The sequence below is a fragment of the Thermotoga sp. 38H-to genome, from assembly GCF_011057665.1.
Taxonomy (GTDB): Bacteria; Thermotogota; Thermotogae; order Thermotogales; family Thermotogaceae; genus Thermotoga.
The window spans coordinates 386178-410603 of the sequence record NZ_LNFZ01000001.1 but is presented as its reverse complement, the minus strand read 5'-3'; the positions used below and the strand labels follow the sequence as shown (position 1 = coordinate 410603).

General features: G+C 45.7%; 23 protein-coding genes. 11 read left to right on the top strand and 12 right to left on the bottom strand.

The genetic code is table 11. The annotated features are described in order from the left end of the window. Window positions 1-13: 13 nt before the first annotated feature. From polA to lepA, 5 genes are read right to left on the bottom strand one after another with little or no spacing between them, the layout of a single operon-like run. A complete protein-coding gene (polA, locus tag AS158_RS02160; RefSeq protein WP_038052745.1) occupies window positions 14-2695 on the bottom strand; it encodes a DNA polymerase I in 2682 nt (893 codons plus the stop codon). Next, a complete protein-coding gene (locus AS158_RS02155) occupies window positions 2673-3038 on the bottom strand; it encodes a carboxymuconolactone decarboxylase family protein (RefSeq protein ID WP_012896379.1) in 366 nt (121 codons plus the stop codon). Before AS158_RS02155 ends, polA begins: the two co-directional genes overlap by 23 nt. A gap of 6 nt (window positions 3039-3044) precedes the next feature. Further along, window positions 3045-3713 carry a glycerophosphodiester phosphodiesterase family protein gene (locus AS158_RS02150; RefSeq protein WP_038052749.1) on the bottom strand — a complete coding sequence of 223 codons (669 nt, stop codon included), beginning with the start codon at window positions 3711-3713 and terminating at the stop codon, window positions 3045-3047. Next, window positions 3710-4177, bottom strand: a complete 468-nt coding sequence (locus tag AS158_RS02145; protein WP_038052752.1) for a DUF3242 domain-containing protein — start codon at window positions 4175-4177, stop codon at window positions 3710-3712. Before AS158_RS02145 ends, AS158_RS02150 begins: the two co-directional genes overlap by 4 nt. Beyond that, the gene (gene lepA / locus AS158_RS02140; protein WP_038052754.1) at window positions 4174-5991 is read right to left on the bottom strand and encodes a translation elongation factor 4; all 1818 of its coding nucleotides are present in this window, start codon (window positions 5989-5991) and stop codon (window positions 4174-4176) included. The genes AS158_RS02145 and lepA overlap by 4 nt, the downstream gene beginning before the upstream one ends. A gap of 97 nt (window positions 5992-6088) precedes the next feature. Between lepA and AS158_RS02135 the strand changes: the two genes are divergently transcribed. Then, on the top strand, window positions 6089-8446 hold the full coding sequence (locus AS158_RS02135; RefSeq protein WP_038052757.1) for a glycoside hydrolase family 2 protein: 2358 nt from the start codon (window positions 6089-6091) through the stop codon (window positions 8444-8446). 22 nt (window positions 8447-8468) lie between these two features. Here the strand turns inward: AS158_RS02135 and AS158_RS02130 are convergent, their stop codons facing one another. From AS158_RS02130 to AS158_RS02100, 7 genes are read right to left on the bottom strand one after another with little or no spacing between them, the layout of a single operon-like run. Beyond that, the gene (locus tag AS158_RS02130) at window positions 8469-8870 is read right to left on the bottom strand and encodes a UvrB/UvrC motif-containing protein (RefSeq protein WP_011943694.1); all 402 of its coding nucleotides are present in this window, start codon (window positions 8868-8870) and stop codon (window positions 8469-8471) included. Beyond that, entirely contained in the window at window positions 8867-9427 is a 561-nt protein-coding gene (gene pth / locus AS158_RS02125) for an aminoacyl-tRNA hydrolase (RefSeq protein ID WP_011943693.1), read from the bottom strand. Before pth ends, AS158_RS02130 begins: the two co-directional genes overlap by 4 nt. Window positions 9428-9430: 3 nt before the next feature. Further along, complete coding sequence (locus AS158_RS02120; protein ID WP_038052760.1) at window positions 9431-10075, bottom strand: 50S ribosomal protein L25; 645 nt, start codon at window positions 10073-10075, stop codon at window positions 9431-9433. A gap of 30 nt (window positions 10076-10105) precedes the next feature. Beyond that, the gene (locus AS158_RS02115) at window positions 10106-11053 is read right to left on the bottom strand and encodes a ribose-phosphate pyrophosphokinase (protein WP_038052762.1); all 948 of its coding nucleotides are present in this window, start codon (window positions 11051-11053) and stop codon (window positions 10106-10108) included. A 1-nt stretch (window position 11054) separates the two neighbouring features. Further along, window positions 11055-12392, bottom strand: a complete 1338-nt coding sequence (glmU, locus tag AS158_RS02110; RefSeq protein ID WP_038052764.1) for a bifunctional UDP-N-acetylglucosamine diphosphorylase/glucosamine-1-phosphate N-acetyltransferase GlmU — start codon at window positions 12390-12392, stop codon at window positions 11055-11057. Between the two features lie 11 nt (window positions 12393-12403). After that, window positions 12404-12706, bottom strand: coding sequence for a hypothetical protein (locus tag AS158_RS02105; RefSeq protein ID WP_038052770.1), 303 nt, complete (start codon window positions 12704-12706; stop codon window positions 12404-12406). After that, entirely contained in the window at window positions 12703-13488 is a 786-nt protein-coding gene (locus AS158_RS02100; RefSeq protein ID WP_038052773.1) for a DUF72 domain-containing protein, read from the bottom strand. The genes AS158_RS02105 and AS158_RS02100 overlap by 4 nt, the downstream gene beginning before the upstream one ends. 62 nt (window positions 13489-13550) lie before the next feature. On the opposite strand from AS158_RS02100, the gene tsaE reads away from it, so the two are divergent. The 10 genes from tsaE to folA are packed head-to-tail and all read left to right on the top strand — an operon-like array spanning window position 13551 to window position 24402. Further along, the gene (gene tsaE / locus AS158_RS02095; protein ID WP_038052811.1) at window positions 13551-14036 is read left to right on the top strand and encodes a tRNA (adenosine(37)-N6)-threonylcarbamoyltransferase complex ATPase subunit type 1 TsaE; all 486 of its coding nucleotides are present in this window, start codon (window positions 13551-13553) and stop codon (window positions 14034-14036) included. Beyond that, on the top strand, window positions 13990-16353 hold the full coding sequence (lon, locus tag AS158_RS02090; RefSeq protein WP_038052776.1) for an endopeptidase La: 2364 nt from the start codon (window positions 13990-13992) through the stop codon (window positions 16351-16353). The genes tsaE and lon overlap by 47 nt, the downstream gene beginning before the upstream one ends. Beyond that, window positions 16350-16736 (top strand): hypothetical protein, encoded by a 387-nt coding sequence (locus AS158_RS02085; protein ID WP_038052781.1) that lies wholly within the window; start codon window positions 16350-16352, stop codon window positions 16734-16736. Before lon ends, AS158_RS02085 begins: the two co-directional genes overlap by 4 nt. Next, window positions 16729-17886 carry an exonuclease SbcCD subunit D gene (locus tag AS158_RS02080; RefSeq protein WP_156105042.1) on the top strand — a complete coding sequence of 386 codons (1158 nt, stop codon included), beginning with the start codon at window positions 16729-16731 and terminating at the stop codon, window positions 17884-17886. The genes AS158_RS02085 and AS158_RS02080 overlap by 8 nt, the downstream gene beginning before the upstream one ends. Then, window positions 17876-20434, top strand: a complete 2559-nt coding sequence (locus tag AS158_RS02075) for an SMC family ATPase (protein WP_038052785.1) — start codon at window positions 17876-17878, stop codon at window positions 20432-20434. Before AS158_RS02080 ends, AS158_RS02075 begins: the two co-directional genes overlap by 11 nt. After that, entirely contained in the window at window positions 20427-21047 is a 621-nt protein-coding gene (locus AS158_RS02070) for a hypothetical protein (protein WP_038052787.1), read from the top strand. The genes AS158_RS02075 and AS158_RS02070 overlap by 8 nt, the downstream gene beginning before the upstream one ends. Further along, a complete protein-coding gene (locus tag AS158_RS02065; protein WP_346774446.1) occupies window positions 21041-21685 on the top strand; it encodes an ABC transporter ATP-binding protein in 645 nt (214 codons plus the stop codon). The genes AS158_RS02070 and AS158_RS02065 overlap by 7 nt, the downstream gene beginning before the upstream one ends. Beyond that, window positions 21669-22502, top strand: a complete 834-nt coding sequence (locus AS158_RS02060; RefSeq protein WP_038052791.1) for a sulfide/dihydroorotate dehydrogenase-like FAD/NAD-binding protein — start codon at window positions 21669-21671, stop codon at window positions 22500-22502. Before AS158_RS02065 ends, AS158_RS02060 begins: the two co-directional genes overlap by 17 nt. Beyond that, window positions 22499-23905 carry an NADPH-dependent glutamate synthase gene (gltA, locus tag AS158_RS02055; RefSeq protein ID WP_038052793.1) on the top strand — a complete coding sequence of 469 codons (1407 nt, stop codon included), beginning with the start codon at window positions 22499-22501 and terminating at the stop codon, window positions 23903-23905. The genes AS158_RS02060 and gltA overlap by 4 nt, the downstream gene beginning before the upstream one ends. Beyond that, window positions 23893-24402: a dihydrofolate reductase gene (gene folA, locus AS158_RS02050; RefSeq protein WP_038052795.1), complete on the top strand. Its 510-nt coding sequence runs from the start codon at window positions 23893-23895 to the stop codon at window positions 24400-24402. The genes gltA and folA overlap by 13 nt, the downstream gene beginning before the upstream one ends. The last annotated feature ends 24 nt before the right edge of the window (window positions 24403-24426 follow it).

Sequence of the window (24426 nt, the reverse complement as noted above, 5' to 3'; positions counted from 1 at the left end):
GGACTATACCTCCTCACGACCATGTTTTGCCGATGGTTACATCCACTTCAAGCGGCACTGAAAGTTTCACCACGTTCATCATTCTGTCCTTCACCAGTTCGACGAGTGCGTCTTTTTCCTCGTCGGGTACTTCAAAAACCAGTTCATCGTGGACCTGTATGATCATTTTCGATTTCATTTTTCTTTTTTTCAGTTCTCTGTCTATTTCTATCATAGCCAATTTTATTATATCTGCTGCTGTGCCCTGTATGGGGGTGTTTATAGCAATTCGTTCTCCTTCGGACTGTATGTTTCTGTCCCTGGCCATGAGCTGTGGAATGTCCCTTTTTCTTCCGAACAGCGTTCTAACATAGCCTTTCTCTTTTGCTTCCGATACGACCTTCTGAATGTAGTCGCGCACCTTTGGATAGAGAACGAAGTAGTTGACAATCATCTTTTCTGCCTCTTTCACAGGTACTCCAAGCCTCACAGACAGACCATAAGGTGTTACACCGTATATGATAGAGAAGTTCACCATCTTACCAGCGCGGCGCATCTCTTCAGTTACCTCTTCGGGCTTCACGTTGAATATTCTGGAAGCCGTTAGAGTGTGGACGTCGATGCCTTCTTCGAACGCCCTCAAAAGATTCTCATCACCGCTGAGATGGGCGAGTATCCTCAGTTCTATCTGGGAGTAGTCGGCGCTGACGATCCACCAGTTTGGATCCTGAGGAACAATCGCTTTCCTGATTTCTTTGCCTTCTTCACTCTTCGTTGGGAGATTCTGAAGGTTGGGATCACTGCTGCTGAGTCTTCCGGTGGCAGTTCCCGTTTGATTGAAAGAAGCATGAATCCTTCCGGTTTTTGGGTTGACCATCTTTGGGAGGGCGTCTATGTAGGTTGATTTCAATTTCTGTATCTTTCTGTATTCGAGAATCAAAGGAATAATTTCATGTTCATTGGCAAGTTCCTCAAGAACTTCTATACGTGTTGAGTAATCTCCCGTTTTCGTCGTTTTACCACGTGGTTTTATACCGAGTTTTTCAAAGAGGATCCTTGAAACCTGCTTTGGTGAGTTTATGTTGAACGGTTCTCCGGCTATCCTGTATATTTCCTCTGCCAGTTCCTCGAGTTTCTTTCCGTACTCTTCTGAGAGTTTCTTCAGAAACTCTGTGTCCACATACACACCGTTCAGTTCCATCCGTGCAAGTACGTTCACAAGGGGCATTTCTATCTTGTAGAACACGTTCTCCAGATCCGTCTCGTGAAGTTTCAAACTCAGCATCTTGTAAAGCCTGTAGGTGATGTCCGCGTCTTCACAGGAGTAGTTCGCTGCTTTTTCCACAGGAACATCGACAAAACTGAAACCAAACAGCGGTGATGAGAAGGACATGAGTTCCTGGTAAGAGGTCATTTTGTATCCAAGAAACTTCAGTGCGAGATCGTCCAGATTGAACTTCTTTTCGTTCGGTTCAAGAAGATAAGCCGCTATCATCGTGTCAAAGTGTGGAGGGACAGGTTCAACACCCTTCACCATCAAAACTTTGTAATCGAATTTCAGATTTTGACCAACGATCTTTGCTCCAGGATCTTCCAGTATTTCTTTTAGCTTTTTCAAGACCTCTTTTTCATCCAGGTTCTGGGCGTTTCTGTGATGGAGTGGTATGTAGTACGCTTCCTTCGGTTTGAATGACAAGGAAATACCAGCAATGTCGCATTCGAAGGGATCGAGGGAAGACGTTTCAAGATCTATGGCAAACGAAGGGGTTTCTTTCAGCTTCTCTACGAGTTTTTCAAATTCCACCGGATCTTTCACTATTCTGTATCCAACAGGTTCGGACTCTTCGTACAGTTGGAGTTCCTTCATGATGGATGCGAATTCCAGTTCTTTCAAGAGTGACAGGAGTTTCTCTCTGTCGTGGCCCTGGTAGCGAAGTTCTTCCCAGTTTATTTCGATGGGAACGTTTGTTTCCAGAATCGCCAGCTTTTTGCTGAGAATGGCACTTTCTCTGTCCCGAAGCATGGTTTTTCTCGTCTTTTGAGGAAGTTCGTGAATATGATTCAGGATGTCTTCGAGGTCTCTGTATTTCTCGAGGAGCTGAACGGCCGTTTTTTCACCTATCCCGGTCACACCGGGGATGTTGTCTATTTCGTCTCCGGTTAGAGCCAGAAGATCGGGAATCTGATGGGGTTCAACACCGTATTTTTCCTTCACCTTCTGTGCATCGTAAAGTTCCAGGTCGGAGATCCCTTTTACGATTCGCCACACCTTGATCTTTTCGTTCACAAGCTGAAGCATATCTTTGTCACCAGTCACTATGAATATCTCGTCGAAAAGCGAAAGCCCCTTCACAGCCAGAGTGGCAATTATATCGTCTGCTTCGTATCCCTCTATCTCCAGCACCTTCATTCCAAGTGCTTCAACAAGTCTTTTTATGTACGGAAGTTGCTGGATCAGGAGATCCGGAGTCTTTGGTCTTTGAGCCTTGTAAGTCTCGAGGAGCTTGTGCCTGAAGGTAGCAGCTCTTTTGTCGAAAGCCACAGCAGCGTAGTCTTTCCCGACGATGATATGGTCTTTGATGAATCTCACCAGCATCCTCGCCACACCGTACGTGGCGTTTGTGGGAATGCCGGCGGAGGTGGAAAGCGATCTATCGAGCGCATAATACGCTCTGTAAGCCAGAGCGGTTCCATCAAAGAGAAATAGCCTCGCCATTTTTCTCCATCTCCCTCAGCTCTTCAAGGAAGCCAACAGCTCTTCTCAGGTGTGGTATCACGATGGAGCCACCAACCACAAGAGCGATGTCAAGGGCTTCGAATATCTCCTCGTCGCTCGCTCCCTCCTGAACACACCTCACGAGGTGGTACCTTATACAATCATCGCACCTGAGCACCGTGGATGCTACGAGCCCCATCAGTTCTTTGGTTTTCACATCGAGTTTTCCAGACCTGTAAACAGCGGAGTCGAGGTTGAAAAATCTCTTCGTGTTTAGAGTTCCACGGGATATCACTTTCTCGTTCAGCTCTCTTCTTGTTTCTACAAACTTTTTGTACTCCACGGTTTTTCACCTCAACTTCACGAAGAGTTCCACTTCGTCTGTGATAACCCCATCTATTTCTCCGCGTATCTTTCGATAGATCTCCGAATCGTTCAGCGTCCAGACGAGGACCAAGATTCCTTTTTTTCTGAAACTCCTCAAAACCTCCACCGCGTATTCTAACTCAAACGCCTGGTATGGAATGTGGAGTGAATAAGGACGTTCTTTTTCAACTCTCTCGACAAAGTTTTCGATACTTCCGTAGTTTTCTTCATCTATCAGATAGCCGTATTTTGTCCCCTTGAATTTCTCATCGAGAAGGTCCAGATCGAAAGAGGAGAATATCAGATTCTTCCTTTTTTTCGAAATTTCCAGAACGGCATCTGCCACTTCTCTTTCTTTTATCTCAACGTTAATGATTTTATCATCCGTGATGTTTTCGAACACTTCCCTAAGGGTGGTCATTTTCCCATCTGTTAATTCTTTCAGTTCTGACACGGTGGCATCTCTTATCTTCACGTCCAGACCGAACAGTCTTTTCAAATCTTCATCGTGTGAGACGACAACTTCCCCATCTTTCGACAACCTCGCGTCCAGTTCCACCCCATCTGCTCCCGCTTCTATCGCCTTCATAAGTGCTTCGAGAGTGTTTTCAAGGTATTTTGCGGAGTATCCTCTGTGACCCAGAACGATCACCGTTTCATCTCCTCGTAGACTCTGTAAACGTGCTTCACGAATTCTTCTACACCGTTCTTTCCCTCGACAACGAAGAGCCAGTTTTTTCTCCACCAAGCAATGATCTTCTTTCCATCCGATACTGTGGAGAATTTTCCCATGTTGGGCAGGTCCAGAACACTTCTTATAGACACAAACCCAGCTCTGCTGTTCAGCTTCTTCCAAATCTTCTTCGCTTCTTCGCCTTTGTAGACGTAGAGGAAAACAGGGCCGTAATCTGTCTCAAAAACCGCAACTTTGCCCTTCATTTCTACACCTTCATAGCTGTCTATCTCTTTCACATCTGACAATATGTGATCTCTGGTCTCCAGGACAAAGATGGCTGTATCCAGGGAGTAAGCCTCCGGTGGTACCACTACTTTTAAGACGGTGCAGGAAGGAAGCGTCAGGAACACAACAGCAAAGAAGAACAGAGTACGCTTCACTTTTCTTCCTCCTCTCCTATTTTCAGAAGAGCCAGGAACGCTTCCTGCGGTATGGTAACCTGTCCGATTTCCCTGAGTTTCTTTTTGCCTTCTTTTTGTTTTTCGAGAAGTTTCATTTTCCTCGTCACATCTCCACCGTAACATTTCGCCAGAACGTCTTTTCTGAGCGCTTTTATGTCCGCTCTTGCTATTATTCTGCCGTCAGCCTTAGCCTGAATGGGAATTTGGAACTGGTGGCGTGGAATCAGATCTTTCAGTTTATCCACCATCTTTCGGGCTATCTGGTACGCTTTCGAGCGATGTGCTATGAACGACAATGCATCGACGGGTTCTTTGTTTACGAGTATGGTAACCTTCACCAGGTCGCTTTTTCTGTACTCTTTGAACTCGTAATCCATGGAAGCGTAGCCTCTGCTCACTGCTTTCATCTTGTCGAAGAAATCGTATATTATCTCGGCAAGCGGAGCATAGAATCTGAGGATGACCCGGTTTTTTCCAGCGTTCTCGGTTATTCTGAGTTCTCCTCTCTTCTCATTTTGAACGAGATTTATTATCGCTCCAATGTATTCACTCGGTGTGATGATCGAAAGATCAACGTACGGTTCGTACGCCTCCAGTATTTCACCTTCATCGGGAAATTTGGAAGGATCTGTGATCTCTATTTCCTCGCCGTTTCTGAGTTTCACCTTGTATCTGACGTTCGGTGCGGTGAGAATGACGGCAAGGTCGAATTCTCTCTCTATTCTTTCTCGCACCACTTCCATATGAAGTGGCCCCAGAAAACCACATCGAAAGCCAAAGCCCATAGCCGGAGATATCGTGGGCTCGAAATACAGTGCAGAATCGTTGAGTTTCAACTTTTCGAGTGCCTTTCTAAGTTCTTCGTAGTATTCGGGAAGTCCTGGAAACATCCCGGCGAAAACCATCGGTTTTATCTCTCTGTATCCTGGAAGAGCTTCATCAACTGGATCATTCGCCGATGTGATCGTGTCCCCCACTCGCGCGTCCGACACCTCTTTTATTCCTGCGATGATGTATCCCACTTCACCTGCGCTGAGTGAATCCACTGGTTTCATCTCTGGCAAAAACACTCCTACTTCCTGGACTTCGTAAACCTTCCTGTTGGAGAAGGTCATTATTTTATCACCGGGTTTTACCTGTCCATCGAAGAGACGAACATGCACGATCACGCCTTTGTAGTTGTCGTATTTTGCGTCGAATATGAGCGCCTTGAGTTTACCGTTGATATCTCCCTTCGGAGGAGGAACCCTTTTGACGATGGCTTCGAGGAGTTCTTTCACACCCGTTCCTTCCTTGGCACTGACGAGCAGGATCTCATCTTCACTCGCGCCGAGAAGGTCCTTTATTTCGAGAGCGGTTTCTTCAATGTTTGCATTCGGAAGATCTATCTTGTTGATCACCGGAATTATCTCCAGATCATGCTCTATGGCAAGATAGGTGTGGGCAACTGTCTGAGCTTCCACTCCCTGTGTCGCATCGACAAGCAAGATGGCACCTTCACAGGCCGCCATGCTTCTTCCCACTTCGTAAGAAAAATCCACATGTCCCGGTGTATCTATGATGTTTATCTCGTAGATGTTCCCATCTTCTGCTGTGTACATGACCTTCACCGGCTGGGCTTTTATGGTGATTCCTCTTTCTCTTTCTATATCCATCATATCCAGGTACTGCTCTCTCATTTTTCTTTTGTCCACCGTGTTTGTGATTTCAAGAATCCTGTCCACCAGAGTCGTCTTTCCATGATCGATATGCGCTATTATACATATGTTTCTGATCAGGTCGGGTCTGTACACTCCTCGATCACCTCCGGAAAAATTAACCTCTCTTTTGAATTTTACCATTTCGTTTTTTCATAAAGGGTGTGATATACATTCATGAGGAGGTGATAACGTGAAGAGAATCGACCTGAACGGTTTTTGGAACGTCAGGGATAATGAAGGGAGATTTTCACTTGATGGAACTGTGCCAGGAGTTGTTCAGGCAGACCTGGTCAGAGAAGGTCTCCTTCCACACCCGTACGTTGGGATGAACGAAGATCTCTTCAAAGAAATAGAAGACAGAGAGTGGATCTACGAAAGGGAGTTCGAGTTCAAAGAAGATTTAAAAGAAGGGGAACGTGTCGATCTTGTTTTTGAGGGTGTTGATACGTTGTCAGATGTCTATCTGAACGGTGTTTACCTTGGAAGCACTGAAAACATGTTCATTGAGTATCGCTTCGATGTCACGAACATATTGAGAGAAAAGAATCACCTGGAGGTGTACATAAAATCTCCCATCAGAGTTCCAAAAGCTCTCGAGCAGAACTACGGAGTTCTCGGCGGACCAGAAGATCCCATTAGAGGCTACATAAGAAAAGCCCAGTACTCGTACGGATGGGACTGGGGCGCCAGAATCGTCACAAGTGGTATATGGAAACCCGTTTACCTCGAAGTGTACAGAGCACGTCTTCAGGATTCAACGGCTTATCTGCTGAAACTTGAGGGTAAAGATGCCCTTGTGAGGGTGAACGGTTTCGTATACGGGGAAGGGAATCTCAGTGTAGAAGTCTTTGTGAACGGTGAGAAGACAGGGGAATTTCCCGTTTTCGAAAAGAACGGAGAAAGACTCTTCGATGGAGTGTTCCACCTGGAAGATGTGAGGCTCTGGTATCCGTGGAACGTGGGGGAACCGTACCTGTACGATTTCGTCTTCGTGTTGAAAGACTCAAACGGAGAGATCTACAGGGAAGAAAAGAAAATCGGTTTGAGAAGAGTCAGAATCATTCAGGAGCCCGATGAAGAAGGAAAGACTTTCATATTCGAAATCAACGGTGAGAGAGTCTTCGCGAAGGGTGCCAACTGGATTCCCTCGGACAACATCCTCACGTGGTTAACAGACGAAGATTACGAAAAGCTCATCAAAATGGCGAGGAGTGCCAACATGAACATGCTCAGAGTCTGGGGAGGAGGTATTTACGAGAGAGAGATCTTCTACAGACTCTGTGATGAACTCGGTATCATGGTATGGCAGGATTTCATGTACGCGTGTCTTGAATATCCGGATCATCTTCCGTGGTTCAGAAAACTCGCAAACGAAGAAGCAAGAAAAATTGTGAGAAAACTCAGATACCATCCTTCCATTGTTCTCTGGTGCGGAAACAACGAAAACAACTGGGGATTCGATGAATGGGGAAATATGTTCAGAAAAGTGGATGGTATAAATCTCGGAAACAGGCTTTATCTTTTCGATTTTCCAAAGATCTGTACTGAAGAAGACCCATCCACTCCCTACTGGCCGTCCAGCCCTTACGGCGGCGAAAAGGCGAACAGCGAAAAAGAAGGAGACAGACACGTCTGGTATGTGTGGAGTGGATGGCTGAACTACGAGAACTACGAAAAAGACACCGGAAGGTTCATCAGTGAGTTTGGATTTCAAGGTGCTCCCCATCCAGAGACGATAGAGTTTTTCTCAAAACCTGAGGAAAGAGAGATATTCCATCCTGTCATGCTGAAGCACAACAAACAGGTGGAAGGTCAGGAAAGGTTGATCAGGTTCATATTCGGGAATTTTGGGAAGTGTAAAGATTTCGACAGTTTTGTGTATCTGTCCCAGCTCAACCAGGCGGAGGCGATCAAGTTCGGTGTTGAACACTGGCGAAGCAGGAAGTACAAGACGGCTGGTACTCTCTTCTGGCAGCTCAACGACAGCTGGCCGGTTTTCAGCTGGTCCGCAGTCGATTACTTCAAGAGGCCCAAAGCTCTCTATTATTACGCGCGGAGATTCTTTGCGGAAGTTCTACCCGTTTTGAAGAAGAGAGAAAGCAAAATAGAACTTTTGGTGGTGAACGATCTGAGGGAGACGAAGGAGGTCTCTCTCAGGCTTGCGGCCTATGAGAGGACGGGAGAAAAAGTATTCGAGAAGACTTACAGAACTGTACTTCCAGCAGACGGTGTGTGTTCGGTTGATAGAATTGAATTGCCCGATGATCTTTTCTTCTTCGTCGAGGCGGAAATTGATGGGGTTAAATACAGAAACTACAGGGTTTTCAGAAAGTGGCGCGATCTGGAACTTCCAGATCCGGAGATTTCGCTTGAGGACATGGGAGATTTTATAGAATTGACAGCGAAAAGCCCCGCTTTTGGTGTCAAGATTCTCTCCGATGAAGTACCTGAGGACGATTTTCTGTTCCTGGAACCGGAAAAGAGTATCACGATAAAGAAACCAGATGGAATAAGAGGAGTGAAATCTCTGTATGATTATTTGAAATGATGAAAAGCCCCTTCGGGGGCTTTCATTTTACTGTTTTGTTTTTGATTTGAAGTATGAGTTGTTTCAAACGATTGGCCTTTCTGTAATCTTCGTTCTTTATCGCCTCATTTAACTTTCTTTCGAGGAAAGTGATTTTTCTTTCATTTTCAAAGTTTTCTTTCTCTTGATCTGACCAGATTTTTCCGAACATTTCCTCCAGGATTTTCAGGGGAGCCTCCACGAAAATCGTCATCTCTCCTTCGTAGGAAAGATGTCTGTTTCTTCTCCTTGAGTCCTCTGAGGGAGATGGGATGTTCTTGAAAGGAATACTCTCTTTCAGAACATCCATCAAGCATTTCTGACAGTATGCGATCTCCTTTTCTACACCGTCGAAATCCACTTTATATGACTTTGAAGTTTCCTGTCCACACTTCAAACATTTCATACTCTCACCTCTAAGGAGTTGTAGATAGACATTGCTTTTTCTGTTCCTTCGATGAGAATCACCTCAAGGGCTTCTTTCATCACTTCAAACACTTTGTTTAGTATAATCCACTCCTCGTCTGAGAATTCTCCCAGCACGAAATCTACAAGATCCATTCCTTCTGGTTTATCACCTATTCCTACCCTTATACGCTTTATCTCCTGTGTTCCGAGCGCCTGTATGATGGATTTCATACCGTTGTGTCCACCGTCGGAACCTTTCTTCCTGATGCGGATCCTTCCAAGTTTCAAACTCACGTCATCGTACACCACTATTATATCATCCGGGCTGGCGTTGAAGAATTTCAAAACGTGGGGCATCGCCAAACCGCTGAGGTTCATATAGGTCAATGGTTTCACCAACGCCACGTCGTTTCCGGCCAGCTTGATTCTGCTCCACGCGAAATATTTTTCAGTTTTCCAGTCTTTGCTTTTCAAAAAGTCCAGAAACAGAAAACCCACGTTATGCCGGGTGAAGGCATAACGTGGGCCTGGATTCCCCAGACCAACGACAACCATGCGTTATTCCTCTTCTTCTTCCTTTCTCTTTATAACTTCAGGTTCTGCGGTTTCTTCCGCTTCTGTAGTTTCTTCAATCACCACTTCTTTCGGAACGAGAACAGAAACAACCACTTCTTCATCTCCGAGAAGGCACTTAACACCTTCTGGAAGTTTCAGATCTCTTGCGTAAATCACGTCTCCAAGATCGAGAGAAGAAACGTCCACTTCTATTTCCTGCGGAACGTTGTCGGGATCGGTTTCAACAGGTATCTCTTCGTGGAACACCTCGAGGAAGCCACCCTTTTCAACACCAACTGGTTTTCCAACAACTTTGAGAGGCACATTGATCCTCATTCTATGGCCTTTTGTCGGTTCATAGAAGTCGAGGTGAACGACCGTTTCAGAGACCTTGTCCCTCTGAATCATCTTGAGAAACACGGTCTTTTCCGACACCGTGTTTCCCTGATCGTCTTTGATTATCAATTGAATGGGGGTTGCTTCGGAAATGGTGTGGAATACCTTCTCGAGGACCGATCTCTTGATTTTCACGGGTATAGGTTCAGTTGCTGGTCCATACACTACCGCTGGTACTTCTCCATTCCTTCTAAGACGCCTCGCTTCTCTTTTTCCCTTCACTTCTCTCACTCTTGCTTCCAGACTTACCATCTTTTCTCCCTCCCGTAGGTCTTCGCATTGTCATCTGAAGAGTGTGCTCACAGACAGATGTTTCCTTATTCGCATGATGGCTTCTCCTATGAGATTCGCTACCGAGATCACCTTAACCTTTTCTGGAAGATCTTCATGATATATCGTGTCGGTTATATACACGGTGTCTATCGAGGAATTTTCTATCCTCTCCAAGGCTCTATTGGAGAAGACGCCGTGTGTTGCACATGCTATGATCTTCTTTGCGCCTGCATTTTTCAGAGCCTCTGCACCCTTCACTATAGAGTGAGCAGTATCTATTATATCATCGAACATGATAACCACTTTATCCTTAACCTCTCCTATTATGTTGACCACTTCCGCAACGTTATCACTCGGCCTTCGTTTATCGAGAATCGCAAGAGAGGTTTTCAATCTTTCAGCCATTCTCCTTGCCCTTCTCACACCACCCACGTCAGGTGAAACAACCACAGTTTCTTCAGGAACGATGTTTTCTCTTTTGAGAAGTTCCTCTGCGAAGACGGGATAGCTCCAGAGATTGTCAACGGGAATGTCAAAGAACCCCTGTATCTGTTCCGCGTGGAGATCCACCGTCAGAACGCGGGTCGCTCCAGCCACAGTGATGAGGTTTGCAACCAACTTGGCACTGATGGGATCTCTTCCCTTTGCCTTCCTGTCCTGTCTTGCGTATCCGTAGTAAGGGATCACGACAGCGATGGTGTTGGCTGATGCTCGTTTGAACGCATCGATCATTATGAGAAGTTCCATGAGGTTTTCGTTCACCGGAGGTGAGGTGGGCTGAATGAGAAAGATATCGTGTCCCCTCACCGTTTCGTTTATACGGACGTTTATCTCTCCATCGGCGAATCTTCCAACCTCACAGTCACCGAGTTGAAGATTCAGGTAATTCGCTATCTTCTCGGCCAGAGGTCTGTTGGCGTTTCCAGAAAAAATTTTCATTTCGTTTGAGAAAGACATATCATTCCTCCTTTCTCTTCTTCAATGCCCAACCTTCTTTCACAACCTGCCTTGCTCTACCCAGACCAAGGGAATACGGTGGAACGTCCTCTGTTATCACCGATCCCGCTCCTATCAAAGCTCCTTTCCCAATACGAACGGGTGCCACCAGAGACGAGTTGCTTCCTATGAAGGCTCCATCTTCAATGAAAGTGGGATTCTTTTTCTTGCCATCGTAATTACAGGTGATTGTTCCTGCGCCTATGTTTACATTCTTTCCGACGAACGCGTCCCCTATGTAACTGAGGTGTTGAGCTTTTGTCCCCTCTCCAATTGTACTTTTTTTGATTTCAACAAAGTTTCCAATTTTTGAAGATTTCTTCAAAATCGTTCCTTCTCTCAACCTTGCAAACGGACCAACGGAGACATCGTCTTCTATCACACTCATGAAGCATTCAGATCTTGTGATCTTCACGTTGTTTCCTATCTCACAATCAACTATTCTTGTCATAGGTCCTATCTCGCAGTTTTCTCCCACACGAGTCCTGCCTTCTATGAAAGTCATAGGGTGAATGACGGTGTCCATGCCGATTTCGACAGAGTAGTGAATGTAAGTGGTGGCCGGATCTATGATGGTAACACCGTTCTCTAAGAGCTCTTCTATTTTCCTCATCCTGAGCTGTTCCTCGAGCCAAACAAGGGTTTTTCTGGTGTTCACTCCGGTTATTTCAAGCAGGTCATCAGTTTTTACAACCTTCACTTTTTCGGCAAGATTAACTGCATCTGTGAGGTAGTACTCCCCCTTTGCGTTCTCGTTTTTTATCTCCGGGAGTACTTTTAAAAGAAAATCACCGGAGAACACGTAAAATCCGGTGTTGATCGTGGTTACACCTTTCAGTTCCTCTGGCAAGTCTGCGTCTTCTATTATTCTGTATTTGCTTCCATCCTGTATAACTCTACCGTACCCGGATGGGTCTTCGAGATCAGCCACTAAGATGGTCACGTCTGCACCTTTTCTGTGCTCTTCGATCATTCTTCTCAAAGTGTTTTCACTTATGAGAGGAACGTCTCCGTAGAGAATCAAAACGTCATCTCCTGGTTCGATGAAATCTTTTGCACACATCACAGCGTGTGCGGTGCCCAACTGCTCTTCCTGAACGAAGACATCCACCCACTCTGGAAGATTTTTTCTAACCATTTCCGCTTCAAAACCGAGTACAACACCGACCTTCTGCGCTATTTTCCCGGCTGTTTCAACCACCCACTCTATCATGGGCTTTCCAGAGAGTGGGTGTAGCACTTTGGGAATCTTTGATTTCATCCTTGTACCTTTTCCCGCTGCGAGAACGAGGGCTCTCATGCTTTCACCTCTTAAAACCAGTTTCTCTCTTCAAGATCGAGCTCGCTCATTTCCCCTTTCAGAAAGAGTTCCATTTCCTCTCTGGTCAGATCTTCCTCCACAAAAACCCTTTTTTCTCTCGGATAATCCTCGAAAACACGGTGAATTATGGGTTTTTGAGAAATTTCCATGGCAAACAATATCATTCGGAGAGCTTCGTTTATTTCATCGTCTGAGTACTTCCTTCTGAGCTGGTGTATGTGTTTTCCAACGAGATCAAAGAGATCTTCCTGGGTTTCTTCGAGGACACTTAGAATCTCGTCCAGAACGCTCACACTCTCTCCTCCAGCATCTTCTTGAATTGCAAAGCGTTTATTGCTGCCTGACCTTTGTAACAGTTGTTGAAGAAAACGTAGGTTTCCTTCACTCTTCGGGAAAGTTCTACGACATCTTCAAAAAGAGTTTTCAATTCTTCTTCACTGTAGAAATAATCGTACCTTTCTTCACCTTCGGCTTCGAACCACCTTTCGTTCCTTCCATGGAATCTGAAGTAAGCGTAATCAGTCGTTGTGATGGGACGATAGGGGAACAATCCGGAAAGTTTCGGTTCGTCCACCACCACAAAGGTTATACCATGATTTCTCAAGAATTCGTATGTTTCTTTTTTATTCCAAGAGTAGTGTCTGAATTCCACAGCGAGTTCGTACGGGTAGCTTTCTCTCAATTTTTCAAGATATTCCATGTTTTTTCTGGAGAATTTGAAAGAGAATGGAAACTGTGCTAAAGTCATCTTTAGTCTTTGTTCTTCTATTAGAGGTTCTATTTGACGTGTAAAGTTTTCCATGTCCTCTTTAGGATCTTTTTCCTCTTTCCAGAGAACGTGCGTGACGCTTGCTGGTGTCTTTACGGTAAAATAGAAATCGGGAGGGGTCTTTCTCAACATCTGAACAAAAGAGCGCCACGATGGTTGTGTGTAATAGGTGAAGTTGAGTTCCACGATTCTGAATCCGAGTACCGCCCAGTAGTATTTCAGGAATTGGGAAGGTTTCAGGTGTTCAGGGTATACCACTCCTTTCCAGTCTTCAAAGGAAAAACCACTCGTTCCTACGTATACCATTCGATGTGTCTCCTTCCGGAGGGATTCAGTATGTATTGTACAACACTGTGGAGGAACAGAAAATGAAACATTTGCGATTTGAAAATTTGAGCGAAGAACAGTTGAAAAGGCTCGCAAAAATTCTCACCGAGAATCTTGAAGGTAGAGAGGTGGTTATACTCTCCGGAAATCTTGGAGCCGGAAAAACAACGTTTGTGAAGGGTATGATCAGAGCGATAGGCCTCGATGAAAAAATAGTGAAGAGCCCCACTTTTACCCTTATGAACGTTTATCCGGGTTTGAAGACAATATACCACCTCGATCTTTACAGACTTCAGGGTACAGACTTTCTCAACCTCGATGTTGAAGACATACTGGAGGACGAAGACGGAATCATGGTGGTAGAGTGGGGAGATCTGTTCGAAGAATTCTGGCCTGAAGACTCGATAAAGGTGAAGATAGAGATAGCGGACGAGAGTCACAGAAACGTGGAGATCCTCATACCTGAGGAGGTGAACTTTCTTGCCGAGAAAATCGAAAGATACCGAAAAGAGCTTCAAAATACTTGAGAAGTACGCCAATCAGCAGGAAAAAGAGCTGGAGATACCCGATGGCTTGCCGTGTATTCCCTTGAGAAACGGGATGGGTGTCTTTCCGAACACCGTTGTTCCCTTCTACGTGGGAAGGACGGGTTCCCTCATAGCGCTCGAAGAAGCTATGGAAAAGTACAACAGGCTTCTTTTTGTGGTAAATCAGAAAGATCCATCTGTTGAAACACCAGAGCCGGAAGACCTCTACAAGGTAGGAACGGTTGTGAAGGTTCTTCAGATAATGAAACTCCCAGATGACACGTTCAAGGTGCTCGTGGAAGGGCTGGAGAGAGCACAGATAGAAGTATTCATCTCGACTGATCCGTTCTTCCTCACGAAGATAAAGATACTGAAGGTGAAATACAGAAAAACAAAGAAACTCGAAGCACTCATGAGGAGTGTCAAAGACAAGGCAATCAGGTATTTCAACCTGACCCACAGGTTTCCTCAGGAGACACTCGTTACCCTGAAAGAAATGCAGGATCCGGACAAACTGGCAGACTTCGTTGCTTCGATTCTTCCCGTTCCTCTGGAGACGAAGCAGGAACTCCTCGAAACAGTCCATCCACTCGAACGTCTCGAGAAGATACTATCGATACTGGTGAAAGAAATCGAGATACTCGAGATAGAAGAAGAAATTGAGAAAAAGGTGAAGGATAGAATAGAGAAAACCCAGAGAGAATACGTACTCCGAGAAAAGCTAAGGGCTATAAAAGAGGAACTCGGAGCAGAAGAGGAACTGGAGATCAAAGAGTTCTACGAAAAGGTGGAAAAAGGAGATTACCCGGACTACGTTAAAGAAAAGGCCTACAAAGAAATTCAGAGGCTCGAGAAGATGTCACCCTACAGTGCCGAAGCGACGGTTGTCAGAACCTATCTTGACTGGCTTCTGAATCTTCCCTGGAACGTAACCACCGAGGATAGGCTCGATATAAAAGAAGCGAGGAAGATCTTGGACAAGAATCATTACGGACTCGAAGAGGTCAAGGAAAGAATACTGGAGTATCTTGTGGCCAGGAAGTTTTCGAAGAACCTCAAAGCTCCCATTCTCTGCCTTGTGGGACCTCCAGGGGTAGGGAAGACATCGCTCGGCAGAACCATAGCGGAGGCGATGGGAAGAAAGTTTGGAAGAATGTCCCTTGGAGGCCTCCGAGACGAGGCTGAGATAAAGGGGCACAGACGCACTTACGTGGGTGCGCTTCCTGGAAGGATAATACAGATCATAAGAAGGATGGGAACAAAGAATCCTGTTATTTTGCTCGATGAAGTGGACAAGATGGGGATCAGTTTTCAGGGCGATCCGGCATCTGCTTTGCTCGAAGTTCTCGATCCCGAACAGAACAAGGATTTCGTCGACCACTATCTCGAAGTACCCTTCGATCTCTCCCAGGTGCTGTTCATCACAACTGCGAACGTGCTCCACACCATTCCTCCCGCGTTGAGGGACAGGATGGAGATCATAGAGATACCCGGATATTCAGATCCAGAGAAGTATCACATAGCCAAGGATTACATAATACCGAAGATTGCCATGTCTTACAATCTATCAAAGGTGGAATTTTCTTCAGGAGCGATCAAAAAGATCATCAGAGAATACACAAAAGAGGCTGGTGTGAGAAATCTCGAACGAGTTATAGAAAAGGTGATAAGAAAGAGTCTTGTGAAGAATGAGAAGAAGTCTTTCAAAATAACCACTAAAGATGTTGAAGAGTTGCTCGGACCGCCTGTTTTCAAAGAAGAGGAAATCTTGGAAGAAGACACGATGGGGGCGGTCACAGGTCTTGCCTGGACTCCGATTGGTGGAAGTGTTCTCATCGTGGAGAGTTTGTTGCTCCCTGGAAAAGGCAATCTCATTTTAACGGGAAACATGGGTGATGTGATGAAAGAATCGGCCAGAATAGCCCTCAGTGTGGTCAGAAAGATGTGTGGAGAAGAATGCAGAGAAGTTTTCGAGAAGAACGACATCCACATCCACGTTCCGGAGGGAGCAGTTCCAAAAGATGGTCCTTCCGCTGGCATAACAATGACAGTGGCCTTGTACTCTGCCGTCGCCGGTAAAAAAGTCAAAAGGGATGTAGCCATGACGGGTGAGATCACGTTGAGGGGTAAAATACTTCCGGTAGGAGGTATAAGAGAGAAGCTGCTGGCGGCGAAGAGAGCCGGCATAAAAAAAGTGATCCTTCCTTCAAGAAACAGACCGGACGTGGAAAAGATACCGAAGGAATACCTGAACGGAATGGAGATCGTCTACTGTGACGAAATACAGGAAGTCCTCAGGGAGGCCATTGTGAGGTGAAGAGAGACGTATTCTACGTGATCATTTTAACGGTCTTCGCGGTTCTTTTCATGCTCACGTATTTCTCCTACAGGGACCTTGCTGTGAAGCTCACCCGTATGGAAAAAACGTTGAAGGCGTACGAGCTTTACATTTTCTCCGATTATGAGAATTTTGAAGACTACGTGAAGAAAGAGGGCTTGAAAATAGAAGGGATGGAGCTTCTGAAGGAAAAGAAGGCCAGGTCTCTCATTGCCGAGGGAAAAAATCTGTTCGAGACAGCCAACTACGGAGAAGCTCTTGTTTTCTTTGAGAAGGCCTTGAATCTTTCTGACAACGAGGAGATAAAGAAGATCGCCAGTTTTTATCTGGAAGAATGCAGAAAGAAACTGGCGGGTGATTGATTTGAAAGAACTCAGAATACTCCACACATCCGACTGGCATCTCGGTGTCACTTCGTGGACTAGTTCGCGCCCAGTAGATCGACGCGAAGAACTGAAAAGGTCGCTCGATAAAGTGATTGAAGAAGCCGAAAAGAGAGAGGTCGATCTGATTCTTTTAACGGGTGATCTTCTTCACTCGAGGAACAATCCTTCGGTTGTCGCTCTACATGATCTTCTGGATTACCTTAAAAGGATGATGAAAATAGCGCCCGTGGTTGTACTTCCAGGAAATCACGACTGGAAGGGTCTGAAGCTTTTCGGAAACTTCGTAACATCGATCTCGAGTGACATAACCTTTGTCATGTCTTTCGAACCTGTGGATGTAGAAGCTAAACTGGGCCAGAAGGTGAGAATTCTTCCCTTTCCATATCCTGACGAGTCAGAGGCTTTGAGAAAGAAAGAAGAAGACTTCAGGTTCTTCCTCGAATCCAGGCTCAGCAGACTTTACGAAGAAGCGCTGAAGAAAGAAGAATTCGCTATCTTCGTTGGTCACTTCACCGTCGAAGGGCTCGCGGGTTACGCCGGAATCGAGCAAGGAAGAGAAGTCATCATAAACAGAGCGTTGATTCCGTCGGTGGTTGATTATGCTGCGCTCGGGCACATTCATAGTTTTCGAGAGGTTCAGAAGCAACCTCTCACCATATACCCTGGTTCTCTCATAAGGATAGATTTCGGTGAAGAAGCGGACGAAAAGGGAGCGGTCTTTGTTGAGCTGAAAAGAGGAGACCCCCCCAGATATGAAAGGATAGACACCGAGCCTCTTCCATTGAAAACTCTCTACTACAAAAAGATAGACACCTCTGCTTTGAGAAGTATAAAGGATTTCTGCGGGAATTTTCCCGGTTATGTGAGGGTGATTTATGAAGAAGACTCCGGTATCCTTCCCGACCTGATGGGAGAGATAGATAATCTGGTGAAGATAGAAAGAAAGTCGAGGAGAGAGATAGAAGAGGTGCTTCGAGAGAACCCGGAAGAATTCAAAGAAGAGCTGGATAGACTGGATTATTTCGAGCTCTTCAAGGAATATTTGAAAAAGAGAGAGGAAAACCACGAAAAGCTGTTGAAAATTCTTGACGAGCTCCTCGATGAGGTGAAAAAGAGTGAGGCCTGAAAAACTCATAGTTAGAAACTTTCTCGGACTGAAAAACGTCGATATAGAATTCCAGAGCGGAATAACGGTTGTGGAAGGTCCGAACGGTGCCGGAAAGTCGTCTCTCTTTGAAGCCATTTCTTTCGCACTTTTCGGAAACGGGATAAGGTATTCCAACTCGTACGATTACGTGAACAAGAACGCCACCGATGGAACCGCCCGTCTCGTGTTTCAATTCGAACGCGGAGGGAAAAGATACGAGATCATAAGGGAAATAAATGCTACAGAAAGAAGGCACAACGCGAAACTCTCTGAGATACTGGAGAACGGCAAAAAAGCGGCCATAGCTATAAAACCCACCGGTGTTAAACAGGAAGTGGAAAAAATTCTGGGAATAGAGCACAGAACCTTCATAAGAACAGTCTTTCTTCCACAGGGAGAAATAGATAAACTTCTGACCTCCCCTCCATCGGAGATCACCGAGATCATCTCCGATGTTTTCCAAAGCAAAGAAACACTCGAAAAGCTTGAAAAACTCCTCAAAGAGAAGATGAAAAAGCTGGAGAACGAGATATCCTCCCTGCAAGCTCTCTACACTGCCAGCTGGAAGTATCTGGAAGAGAACGATCTGGAAGCTCTGAAAAGCGAGTTGAAAACCGTCTCGGAGAAAAAGAAAGAACTTCTCAAAAAAAGAGAGGAACTCCAAGTAGAAGAAGATCAACTCAAAAAGCTCCTCGAAAAATATCAGGAACTCGTGAAAAAGAAAGAGAGGCTCAGAGTGCTCTCTCTGAGAAAGAACGAATTGCAAAAAGAAGTGGTCCACGAACGGAAGGTGAAAAAAGCAAAGGAACTGGAACCGCTCTTTCGAGAAGTCTATCTCAGGCAGAGAGAATTTGAGAGACTCTCACAGGATTTGAACAGCTGGGAGAAGAGGTACAGAGAACTTGAAAGGAAGAAAGAAGCGATCTCAAAAGAAATTCCTGTTCACAGGGAAAAGCTCTCCAAACTAGAAGAGGTAATAGAAAAGCTCAACGAAGAGTTTGATCTTCTTGAAAGAATTCTGAAGTCCTCTCGACCACTTCTTGAGCAAAGAATAAGATTGAAAGAAAACCTCGCAAGGCTCGAGGAAGAGATCAGAAGACTCATCGAAGAAAAAGAGAAGAGAGAAAAAGAGTTGCTTTCGATCGAAAAGACAGAGAAAGAAACGAAATATGAACTGGAAAAACTGCTCGAAGAACTCTCAACTCTGAGGAAAGACCGTATGAGATGGCTGGCATATCAGATAGCTTCCAGCTTGAACGAAGGTGACATCTGTCCTGTATGCGGTGGAGAGTTCCATGGAGGGGTGGAAGCCGTTGAATTCAACGTTAACGAATTTGAAAGCCTTGAGCAAAGAAGAAACGAACTGGAAAGCGCTCTAAACGTTTTGGATGAGAGAAAGAAAAGCCTTTCCGGCATCATAGAAGATATTCTGATGAAAATCGAAGAAGAGAGGAAAAATCTGGAGAGTATTCAAAATCAGATCGAAAAAATCGACGAAGAATTACGCAGGTTGGGTTATTCGGAAGATCTGGAGGAAAAGCTGGATGAAAAGAGAAAAAAACTCAGAAAAATAGAAGAAGAAAGAAATTCTATTTCCCAAAAGATCACAGCGGCCGATGTTCAACTTTTGCAGATCGAAAACCAGCTGGAAGAAATAAAGGGAGAGATTGAAACTAAAAAGAAAACTCTGAAAGAACAGCGCGAAGAGATCGACCGGTTGAAAAGTGATTTCTTCGATCGTTTAAGGGAGATAGGGATCAGCTTTGAAGATTTCAGAATCCTCGTCAAAGAGGAAGTAAAGGACGTGGAAAAAGAGCTGGGAATTGTGGAGACAGAAATCAGACTTCTCGAGGAAAGCTTGAGAGAACTCGAATCGGACAACATACAAGATGTGAGCGAAGACTACAAAAGAGTTCGAGGTCAACTGGAGTTTCTTTCACAGGAAATATCGGATCTTGAGAGAAAAGAAGGACGTCTCAACCATCTCATCGAAGAGACACTCAGAAGAGAGCGAGAGTTGAAGAGTCTGGAAAAGAAACTGGAAGAATTGAACAGTGAATACAACAACCTGGACCTTCTGAGGAAATACCTGTTCGATAAAAGCAACTTCTCGAGATATTTCACGGGGAGAGTCCTTGAGGCGGTCCTGAAAAGAACGAGGGCTTATCTCGACATTCTGACGAATGGAAGGTTCGACATAGATTTTGACGACGAAAAAGGTGGTTTCATCATAAAAGATTGGGGCATCGAAAGACCAGCGAGGGGACTTTCCGGTGGAGAAAGAGCTCTCATTTCCATATCTCTTGCCATGTCCCTCGCGGAGGTGGCATCCGGCAGGCTGGACGCGTTCTTCATCGATGAAGGGTTTTCCAGTCTCGATACGGAGAACAAAGAGAAGATCGCTTCCGTTCTGAAAGAACTCGAAAGATTGAACAAAGTGATCGTTTTCATCACGCACGACAGGGAGTTCTCGGAGGCTTTCGACAGGAAACTGAGGATAATGGGAGGAGTTGTGGTGAATGAGTGACGAAAGGAGAAAGAAAGAGGAACTGATAGAGAGAATAGTGAAGGAAAAAGGAGAGGGAGCGTTTCCAAAACTGTTGGAGCTTCTGGAGGACGAAGACCCGGAAGTGAAAGAAATCGTCTCCGAAGTGTTCTACAGGCTCGGTGACCGGGCAAGGGAGTTCCTCTTCAACGAAATTCAAAAGAGAAGGGAAAGGGGTTTTGAGAAGAACGATATCACGAATCTCTACATAATCGATATACTCGGAGATCTCGGTGAAAAAAGAATGAAAAGCGTTCTATACGAACTCATGGAAAAGTATGACTCAGAAGAAGCGCTTCTCATCATATACGAAGCACTCGCTAAAATAGGAGAAGGAGAAGTTTTCCTGCCAGAGCTGGAATACCTGATGTTCGAGGATGCCTACAGAAAGGAACTTTGCGAGCAGGTGGCGATGGTACTCGCCAACATTCCAACGGAGAGATCTCTGAGAATCCTCTTGAAGGCCCTGAGGAGTGATGATTTCTCAGAAGACCAAAAGGAGTTCTTCAGAAGGGCAGTTGAGATGATTCTGTACAGAAAGCCGGAGCTTTCTAAGTATGTTACCGATGAAGAAAGAAAGGAGCTGGGATTATAGTTGTAGTTGCAGAAAGACTGAAAAAATCCTACGGGAAAAAGAAGGTTCTGGAGGGAGTTTCGTTTTCTCTCGAGAAAGGGAAATCTCTCGGTATTGTTGGACAGAATTCTGCGGGGAAGACCACTCTTTTGAAGATACTCGCCACCATTCTGAAACCGGACGAAGGGAGACTCTTTCTCTTCGAAAAAGACGCACTGAAAGACCTGTCGTACATTCGAAAGAGAATAGCCTTCGTTCCAGAGTTTCCCGCTCTGCTTGAAGAACTCACCGTTCGTGAGAATCTTCTTTTCTTCTCCAGACTCAGAGGGGTGGAAATGGAAAGCTTCATTGTCTCTGAGCTCATGCTGGAGCCTTTCATGGGAACCCTTGTTCGAAACGCTTCAAAGGGTGTGAAACAGAGAACAGCTCTCGCGGTGGCCCTCTCTGGAAACCCTGAACTTCTGATTCTCGACGAGCCGACCAGTGGTCTCGATGTTGAATCTGCCAGCATCGTCAGAAGTAAACTCAAACGACTCAAAGAAGAAGGAATCACGGTGATAATATCTTCTCACATAAGGGAGGACATTGAAGAACTCTGCGACGAAATTCTGGTGATCAACGGTGAGAATAGGGGGGACAGCTTTGAACGAGATCGTTAAGAAGGCGAAAATCGCAGAAGACGTGTTCGATTTCTGGATTCATTCACCCTCTGTTTCGAAAGAAGCAAGACCAGGTCAGTTCGTTGTGATCAGGCTCCATGAAAAGGGGGAGCGAATCCCTCTAACAGTGGCCGACACAAGGCCCGAGGAAGGATTGTTCAGGATGGTCGTAAAGGTCGTTGGGAAAACCACTCACGAGCTTTCTCTGAAGAAAGAAGGGGACACCATTCTCGATGTGGTGGGTCCCCTTGGAAATCCGAGTGATATCGAAAACTACGGGAACGTCCTGCTCGTGGGTGGAGGAGTGGGAATAGCGACGCTCTATCCCATAGCGAAAGCACTGAAAGAAGCGGGGAACAACATCACAACCGTTCTCGGTGCAAGAACGAAGGACTACTTGATCATGGTGGATGAATTCGAAGAAATATCTGATGTTCTGCTTGTGACGGATGACGGAAGCGCCGGAATGAAAGGTGTCGTAACGGACGCGATGGATAAACTCTTCAGAGAAAGAAAGTTCGATATATGCTGGGCTGTTGGTCCCACCATCATGATGAAATTCTGCACGCTGAAGGCGAGAGAATTCGGAGTTCCGATATGGGTCTCTCTAAACCCGATAATGGTGGACGGAACGGGGATGTGTGGTGCCTGCAGGGTTACCGTTTCTGGTCAGATCAAGTTCGCCTGTGTGGACGGCCCTGAGTTCAGAGGGGAAGAAGTGGACTGGGACGAGCTTCTGAAGAGGCTCGCACAGTACAGAGAGCAGGAAAAGATCTCATACGAAAGATTTCTAAAAACGGCAGGTGAACCAGAATGAAAAACAGAAAAACTCCGATGAAAGAGCAATCACCGGAATCGAGGAGAAAAAACTTCGAAGAAGTCGCACTCGGCTACACACTCGAAGAAGCAATGGCAGAAGCTCAGAGGTGTCTTCAGTGCCCCACACATCCGTGTGTCTCTGGCTGTCCTGTGGGAATCGACATTCCCGGATTCATAAGGAAACTCAAAGAAGGGAAACTCGAGGAATCTTACAGAATTCTCAAAACTTACAACAACCTTCCCGCGGTCTGTGGAAGGGTCTGTCCCCAGGAGGTCCAGTGTGAGTCGAGGTGTGTCGTGGGAAAGATGAAAGACAGCGAACCCGTTGCGATCGGAAGGCTGGAGCGATTCGTCGCGGACTGGGCAGCTGAGAACCTCGAAGAAGATGCGAAACCTCTGGCCGGATCGAAGAAAGAAAAGGTTGCCGTCGTTGGTTCAGGTCCCGCAGGACTGACAGCTGCAGCGGACCTCGCAAAGATGGGATACCAAGTTGACGTCTTTGAAGCTTTTCACAAACCTGGTGGTGTTCTCGTATATGGAATTCCAGAGTTTCGTCTTCCAAAGAGGATCGTCGAAAGAGAAGTCAACTACATAAAGAGACTCGGAGTCAACTTCTATCTCAACACGGTCGTTGGAAAAACTGTCAAGGTGAAAGAGCTTCTTTCGAAGTACGACGCTATCTTCATAGGTACCGGCGCGGGAACACCGAAGTTCATGGGGATTCCAGGAACGAATTTGAACGGAGTGTACTCCGCCAACGAGTTTCTCACAAGAGTCAATCTCATGAAAGCCTATCTCTTCCCTGAGTACGACACACCCATTCGTGTGGGAAAGAAAGTGGCTGTGATAGGAGCCGGAAACACGGCTATGGATGCGGCAAGGAGTGCACTCAGACTGGGAGCCGACAAGGTGTACATTGTCTATAGGAGAACAGAACACGAGATGCCCGCGAGAAGAGAGGAGTATCATCATGCATTGGAAGAAGGGATCGAGTTCCTGTGGCTCACCCTCCCGATACGATACATCGGGGACGCCAACGGAAACGTGAAAGCTATGGAATGTGTGAAGATGGAGCTTAGAGAAACAGACGGTTCGGGAAGACCACGGCCCGTTCCCATCGAGGGAAGCAATTTCGTTCTCGAAGTTGACATGGTGATAGAAGCCATAGGACAGGGTCCAAACAGGGTGCTTCTCTCTGAGTTCCCAGACTTGGAACTGAACGAGCGCGGGTACATCAAAGCAGACGAGGACACAGGGGCAACGAGTGTGAAAGGTGTCTTCGCAGGTGGGGACATCGTGACAGGTGCTGCGACGGTGATAAAAGCCATGGGAGCTGGAAAGAAAGCGGCGCAGTTCATTCACTCTTACCTCACAGGGGAATGGAACCCGTGGCAAAAGTGATTTTCGTTCTTGCGATTGACATCTCTGGAAAGATAGCCTCCTCTGTTGAAGGCTGGAACTCTCTCGAAGACAGAAAAAATTTCAGAGAGATCACCACAGAAATTGGAAACGTTGTGATGGGAAGGGTCACCTTCGAGGAAATAGGAAGACCTCTTCCAGAGAGGCTGAATGTTGTTTTGACGAGAAGGCCTATAACTTCTAACGATTCTTCACTCGTTTTTTTCAACGGTACACCTGGGGATGTGGTAAAATTCCTCGAAGGAAAAGGCTACGAAAGGGTGGCTGTCATAGGAGGAAAAACCGTGTTCACGGAATTTTTGAGAGAAAAACTGGTAGATGAGCTTTTCGTCACCGTCGAACCGTACGTGTTCGGAAGGGGAATACCTTTTTTCGATGAATTTGAAGGTCACTTTCCTTTGAAACTCTTAGAAATGAGGTGTTTGAACGAAAGAGGCACACTTTTTCTCAAATACTCTGTAAGAAAATCGCACCGTTAGGTGCGATATTTTTTTGTCTAAAGG